The organism is uncultured Methanobrevibacter sp. (assembly GCF_902801725.1).
Lineage (GTDB): Archaea > Methanobacteriota > Methanobacteria > Methanobacteriales > Methanobacteriaceae > Methanocatella.
Window position 1 is genome coordinate 1 of record NZ_CADCJB010000056.1, and the last position, 7,399, is coordinate 7,399.

At 34.7% G+C, this 7,399-nt stretch carries 6 protein-coding genes; all 6 read left to right on the plus strand.

Annotation, left to right across the window (positions count from 1 at the left end; genetic code table 11):
• The coding region (gene metK / locus QZV68_RS09535; protein WP_296880774.1) for a methionine adenosyltransferase at positions 1 to 791 on the plus strand (791 nt) is incomplete at its 5' end.
• 457 nt (positions 792 to 1,248) lie between these two features.
• Positions 1,249 to 2,070 carry an acyltransferase gene (locus tag QZV68_RS09540; RefSeq protein ID WP_296880775.1) on the plus strand — a complete coding sequence of 274 codons (822 nt, stop codon included), beginning with the start codon at positions 1,249 to 1,251 and terminating at the stop codon, positions 2,068 to 2,070.
• On the plus strand, positions 2,067 to 2,909 hold the full coding sequence (gene galU / locus QZV68_RS09545; RefSeq protein WP_296880776.1) for a UTP--glucose-1-phosphate uridylyltransferase GalU: 843 nt from the start codon (positions 2,067 to 2,069) through the stop codon (positions 2,907 to 2,909). Before QZV68_RS09540 ends, galU begins: the two co-directional genes overlap by 4 nt.
• A gap of 219 nt (positions 2,910 to 3,128) precedes the next feature.
• The gene (locus QZV68_RS09550) at positions 3,129 to 3,608 is read left to right on the plus strand and encodes a hypothetical protein (protein WP_296880777.1); all 480 of its coding nucleotides are present in this window, start codon (positions 3,129 to 3,131) and stop codon (positions 3,606 to 3,608) included.
• Positions 3,609 to 3,700: 92 nt separating this feature from the next.
• Positions 3,701 to 5,023, plus strand: a complete 1,323-nt coding sequence (locus QZV68_RS09555; RefSeq protein WP_296880778.1) for a UDP-glucose/GDP-mannose dehydrogenase family protein — start codon at positions 3,701 to 3,703, stop codon at positions 5,021 to 5,023.
• A gap of 113 nt (positions 5,024 to 5,136) precedes the next feature.
• The coding region (locus QZV68_RS09560; protein ID WP_296880779.1) for a glycosyltransferase at positions 5,137 to 7,399 on the plus strand (2,263 nt) is incomplete at its 3' end.

Genomic DNA, 7,399 nt, shown 5'->3' on the forward strand with positions numbered 1-7,399 from the left:
TTGGTTTTGCAACCAATGAAACTGAGTCATTAATGCCGTTTCCAATCGATTTGGCACGTAAACTCACAAATAAATTAACTGAGTTAAGAGAATCCGGTGAAATTCCATACTTAAGACCTGATGGTAAGGCACAGGTGTCAGTTAACTATGATGAGGATGGAAATGTACTTTCACTTGATGCAGTAGTATTGTCAACTCAACATGATGAAAGTGTATCTGATGATCAGGAAAGATTAAAAGAGGATATTCGTGAAAAGCTCTTCAAAGCAGTCATTCCACAAGAATTGATGACTGAAAACACCAAAGAACACATCAATCCAACAGGCAAATTCGAAATCGGCGGACCTCATGGGGACGCAGGATTAACTGGCCGTAAGATTATTGTAGATACCTATGGAGGATACGCAAGACATGGTGGTGGAGCATTTTCAGGTAAGGACTGTACTAAAGTGGATAGAAGTGCATGTTACATGGCAAGATACATTGCCAAAAACATTGTTGCAAGTGGCCTTGCTGAAAAATGTGAGATTCAATTATCTTATGCTATTGGTGTTGCTGAGCCTACTTCTGTCATGGTAGACACCTTTGGAACAGGGGCAGACATTGGAGATAAGACATTTGAAGAAATCGTACGTGAAAACTTCAAATTGACTCCGGACGGAATCATTGAAACTCTTGACTTGAGGAACACATCATACAAACAAACCGCTAAATACGGTCACTTCGGTATTGAAGGTCTTCCATGGGAGAAAACTGACAAGGTCAATGATTTGGCTAAATATATCCAATAGATGTTTACTTTCATTTTTGAAAGTAAATCATTACTTTTTTTATTTTAAAATTTGATTTTGCAATCATTTTAATATTTTTTCTTTCTAATTTTTCAGATTTTTTTTTTAAATATTTTTCTTCAGTTTTTAATTGAAATAATATCTATTGACTATTGATGGGGGTATTGTTTGAGTCACTGATTCATTGTTGTTAATAGATGATGCATGATAAAACATTTTCTTATATATGGAGTTTAAAATAAGACGGCATTCAAATCATTGCTTTTTTTAAATTAAATTCATATTAAATTATTTTTATATTTCTACTTGTAAATGATTGAATTGTGCCTCGTCTTTTACATTATATTGTATCATACATCATGTTTAGATATGATTACTTATACTTATTAAGAACAATCATTATATAATTCCAATAACATATAATAAAAAAAGAAAGTTACTATTTTTAGGTGAAAATGTGCAGATAACAAATCCGAATCAACTCATGGAACTTTATGATAATGAGTTCATAGGCGAACTTCCAAAGCTTACAAACTCACAAATTAATTTCAATGGCAAAAACAATGTTTTGATTTGTGAAGAAGGAGTCCATCTATGGAACTCCCGAATAGATTTCAATATGGACAATTCAGTTCTATACCTTTCAACTAACTCTCATGACTATTCTGTAAACATTGCCCTTCACAAAAGTAATGTCTGCTTTATCGGAAAAAACAATTTCTTCAACGGCCAAACAGTATTTGTATTGTCTGAAGCCAAAAATATAGTCTTGGGTGATGATTGTTTCCTTTCTTATAATGTGGTTTTCAGAACTTCTGATGGGCATTGTATCTATGATGATGAATCCAAAAGAAGAATTAACTATGCCGGAAGCATTTATGTGGGGGACCATGTCTGGTTTGGCCAAAATGCAATGATTTTCAAGGGTTCTAAAATTGGTTCTGGGTCAATTCTTGGTGCAAATTCAGTTGTTTCAAACAAAAGCATCAATTCAAATGTTACCTGTGCAGGGGCTCCTGTAAAACTAATCCATAAAAATACATTCTGGACGCCTCATTCAGTCAATGGATGGGGTGAAGAAGAAATCGATAAGATGTCTGAAAGCAAATCCGACCTTTTCAGCTACGAAATCGGTGATGACACACTTGACTTGGAAACTGTTGAAAATGAACTGAACAACTTCAATGATGCGGATGAAGTCGTTTCATATATTTGGTACAAGTTCCTTGTTGGTGGAAAAAACAGATTCGCCATTAAAAATGAGGAGGAATTATTATGAAAGCAGTTATTCCGGCAGCAGGATTAGGTACTAGATTGCTTCCTGCTACAAAAGCACAACCAAAAGAAATGTTGCCTGTTTATTCCAAGCCAATAATTCATTATGTTGTCGAAGAGGCTATCAACTCAGGTATTGATGATATATTAATCATAACTGGTAGAAATAAAAGGTCAATTGAGGATTATTTCGACAAATCATATGAACTTGAATTCATGCTGCAAAAAGCAGGAAAAGACAGATACCTGAAACAGGTGAGAAAGATCACTGATTTGGCAGATATCTGCTATGTCAGACAAAAGAACCTGAAAGGATTGGGGGATGCGATACTTTCAGCAGAGCGACATGTTGATGGTGAACCGTTCACTGTTTTTTTAGGTGATTCAATTACTCAGTCCGAAGTGCCATGTGCTAAGGAACTGATTGATGTTTTCAACAAATATAAAAAGTCAACTATTTCCATAAGGGAAGTTCCAAAGGATAAAACCTGCAGCTATGGCATTGTCGATTCAACAAACATCAAAGGCAATCTTTATAAAATCAATGATTTGGTTGAAAAACCCAAAGCCAGTCAGGCACCGTCAAATTTGGCAATTACTGGAAGATACGTCCTGACAGCAGATATCTTTGATAAAATTAATCAGACAGAACCTGGATTCAACGGTGAGGTTCAACTCACCGATGCGATGTCAAAGCTTGATGAACTCTATGGTGTTAAGTTCACAGGTAAGGTATTCAATATTGAAAATCGTATTGAATGGCTTAAATCTTCAATTGACTTTGCAATGGATGATGATGAGTTCAGAGATGATTTGATAGGTTATATGAAAAGCTTCCTTTAAGATTTTTTCATAATTTTGAAAATGGATGCTTGTAAAAAATTTTATAATTTTGGAATAAAATATTAACTATTTATTTTATGAAAATCAAATATATTAGTTATGACTATAAAAAGGAAATATGTTATTGGGATTATAAATAATGAAAAAATATCTGAGGTTAATAATATTTTACATAAGTATGCTTCTTTAACTAAAGAATCATCATCCCATATGTTTTTCATGAAACAGCCAATTGACCCTTCAAAAGTCTCACAGGATGTCACCATGTTCACTATGGAAAGTGAAAGTGATGAAAAAATGGATGAAAAAGTTAAAGATTTGATTGATGAATTGGAGGGGTTGAATACGGATTATGTATTAAGGGATGATGAAACAGGAAAACTTCTTGTAACTGTAGGCTATGGTGGTCAGATTTCCATTAAATTTGATCATGTTGAAAGCATTCCGAAAGGCACATTTGAAAAAATTGATGAGTTGAAATCATTGCACACTGATTTTGGATATTGCAAAGGATTTAAACCTAATTTTCGCCCGCTTGAAGGTGTTTCAGTTGCAAATTTGGAAATGGAGCCGGAAATCATCTATATTACTGCAGATTCTGAGGAAAATCTGTTTAAATTCAGGGATTATGTCATTCAAAAAGTCATGGAAATTAATCCTACTTTAAAAACCAAATTCGCATTGTTTTTTGATCAATAATTCGTTTTTATATTAGTTTTAAATGCATGTATTTTTTTCGTGAGTATTATAAATCAAGCATAATTATATAAATAAAAATTTTAGGATATACTATGAATATTACTGTTATTGGAACCGGCTATGTCGGTCTTGTTACTGGAGCCTGTTTTTCCAAGATGGGAAACAGAGTCTACTGTGTGGATATTGATGAAACTAAAATAAATGGGCTTAAAAAGGGAATATTACCTATCTTTGAACCTCATTTAGGAACTCTTGTAATTAACGGTCAGGAAAGAGGGGATTTGATATTTACAACAGATATTAAAGAAGCTCTTGACAATACAAACATCATTTTCATTGCTGTTGGAACTCCTATGGCCAAAGATGGAAGTGCTAATCTTGACTATATCTTTTCAGCGGCAACAGACATTGCAAACAACATCACAAAAGATTCTCTTGTAGTAATAAAATCAACTGTACCAATCGGCACAGGATTTAAGGTAAAGGGTCACATTGAAAAAATTTTAAAGGAAAACAACTCTGATGTTAAGATTAACATTGCGTCAAACCCTGAATTTTTAAAAGAAGGTAAGGCAATTGAAGATTGCTTAAGCCCTGATAGGGTAGTTATTGGAGCAGAATCAGAAGATGTATTTGTTGTTTTAAAAGATTTATACTCTCCGTTTGTACTCAATCACGACAGATTTGTTTTGATGGATGTCAAATCATCTGAAATGACAAAATACGTTGCAAACGCAATGCTTGCAACCAAAATATCTTTCATGAATGAGATTGCAAATATCTGCGAAGTTACTGGTGCAGACATTCAGAAGGTCAGACTTGGAATCGGATCTGACAAGAGAATAGGATATCACTTCATTTATGCAGGCTGTGGATATGGGGGAAGCTGTTTTCCAAAAGATGTGCAGGCACTGATAAATACTGCACAAACTCATGGTTACGAACCTGAAATACTCTCTCATGTTGAGGAAGTAAACAAAAGGCAGAAAATGGTTCTTGTAAACAAGATTGTGGACAGGTTTGGAGAAGATCTTACTGGACTGACATTTGCAATATGGGGGCTTGCCTTCAAGCCGGGAACCGATGATGTGAGGGAAGCAACATCACTTGTGGTTGCAGAAGAACTAATCAAAAGAGGGGCTAAAATCAATGCATATGATTCACAAGCAACAGAAGAGTTCAAACGTGCTATTCCTGATGAATGCCTTTCAAATATCACTTTCGTTTCAAACAGATATGATGCAGTGGACTTCTGCGATGCATTGATACTGATTACTGAGTGGAAGGAATTCAGAACACCTGACTGGCAATTTTTAGAAGAAAAGATGAACAAGTCCATAATTTTTGATGGAAGGAACATCTATGATAAGAAGATTCAGGATTATGGTTTTGAATTGTATCAAATAGGGTGCTGAACAATAATTTTTCATTGTTAAGTCAATGAAAGTTCCCTATTTCATCAAATATCAGTAAGTAGTATTGTTTTATATAATATGTACAACTTATATATTATCAAGGGGATGTTATTTTGGCTTTTAGAATGTCTGTTGTTATGACTGCTTACAATAGTGAAAATTTTCTTTCAGTTGCAATTGAGTCCATAATCGACCAGAGCCTTGATTTCAAAAGAAATATTCAGCTTATCATTATAGATGATGCAAGCGATGACCATACTCCTGATATTGCTTATTATTACCAAAATAAATATCCTGAAAATGTTTTTGTTTTAAGAAATGATGATAATTACGGACCTGCTTATTCCCGAAACCGTGGATTGGGTCATGTCTTAGGAGAATATGTCAATTTCCTTGACAGTGATGATTTTATCACTGAATATGCATTCAGCAAGGCATTGGACTTTTTCAAAAAGCATGATGAAATCGATATAGTTTCCATGCCGATATACTATTTCGGTGCAAGGAGAGGTGGACACTCCCTTAACTACAAATATGAAAAGACACAGGTCGTTAATCTTGAAGAACATCCAGAATACATTCAGCTTTCGGGACCTTCATCGTTTTTCAGATTTTCAGCATTGAAAAACTATAAGTTCAATGAAAATTTGATGGTTTCTGAAGATCCCCTTTTAATTAATCAAATGCTTCTAGACAATTCCAACATCGGATTTTTGGATGGTTGTGCCTATTATTACAGAAAACATGATGATAATTCATCGTTAATCGGTTCATCTACTCAAAAGAAATCCTATTTCACATCAAGAGTTGACAACTACTTTTTAAAGCTTATCGATTATGCAATAGAGAAAAAAGGCGAAGTTCCAAAATTCATCCAGCATGTCCTGATGTATGACTTGCAGTGGATATTTGAAATTAAAAAAATCAACTACCTGATGAACCGTAAGGAAGTACTGGGACTTTACGTAAAACTTATCAAGATACTCTCATATATAGATGATGATGTAATCATTTTCCAAAAATCAATTCCCGGAACTTTAAAAGCACATATCATGCTTTTAAAAAAGCACAGTGTGGAGTATTTGGCTGACAAGAGCAATGTAAGTGAATACAAGTGTCCTTACATTGAAGAACTGGAATTAAATAAAATCAACATAGACATATGCCAAATAGAGAACGATAACCTCTACCTTTTAGGATATTTCACCACATTTGCACTAGAACCAAACATTCAGGTTCAAATCAACGGTTCCAAAACAATGCCTGTTAAAAGCATAGAATTTCCTCAAAGGGACAATTTCTCATTGAACTTTAACTACGGATACAACCATAACTTCGAAGTCTCAATTCCGATTGAGGAAGGTATGAAAATTGAGTTCAAAATCGATGAGTACATGTTGATTCCAGAGTACAATCATATTTCAAGGCTTTCCAAAGTATCCAAGTATATGCTGTCGGACAAATACATTGTTCAGGACATGGATGACCATATTCTTGTCCTTCCAAGAACCACTTCAAACACATTCAAAAATGAGCTTAGGACAGTCAAGGACATTCTAAAAAAACGTGAAGACGGTTGGAGGACAGGTATCCTGCTCAGATTCTTATATTTCTTTTTCTATCCAGCATACAAGGACAAACGCATCTGGATTTTTATGGATTTACCATACAGTGCTGATGACAATGCATTTCAGCTATTCAAATATGCTGTTGAGAAAAATGACAAGGACATAGAAAAGTATTTTGCCATTTCAAAGCATGACTATGATGTTAATGATGTGGAGATAATGGCAAACAAGTACCAGTCAAGTTCAAGGATGTTTAAAATCAGAAGGTTGCTGGGCCTTGGAAATCCAAGCAGTGAATATCAGAAAGTTGCTGATATAGGTTTTGATATTGCATACAGATCCATTCGCCACAGGCTCTACGCCCTGTTTGCGGAAGCAATCATTTCATCAAACCCGGACAACAACATTATCTATCCGTTCTGGGGAAATTTCCCGTTCCTTTCAGGACTTGTAAAGTCAAAGACAGTATTCCTACAGCATGGTGTTACCAAGGATGACATGTCTTCATGGCTAAATAAATATGATAAAAACTTAGATATGATTCTTACAGCTTCGGATAAGGAGCGCCAATCATTCATAGATTATGACTATGGGTATGATGAAGATTCTATTAAGGTATTGGGGTTTCCAAGATTCGATAAGCTCGAAAAGCTTGAAGATAAAAAGGAAATCGTTGTCATGCCGACATGGAGAAGGCAGTACAATAACTTGGATGATGAGGATTTTGCAAAAACCAAATTTTTCCATGCTTTCAATAATCTTTTAAATGATGCTCGGCTGATAAGGTTTTTGGATTCCAGAGGATATA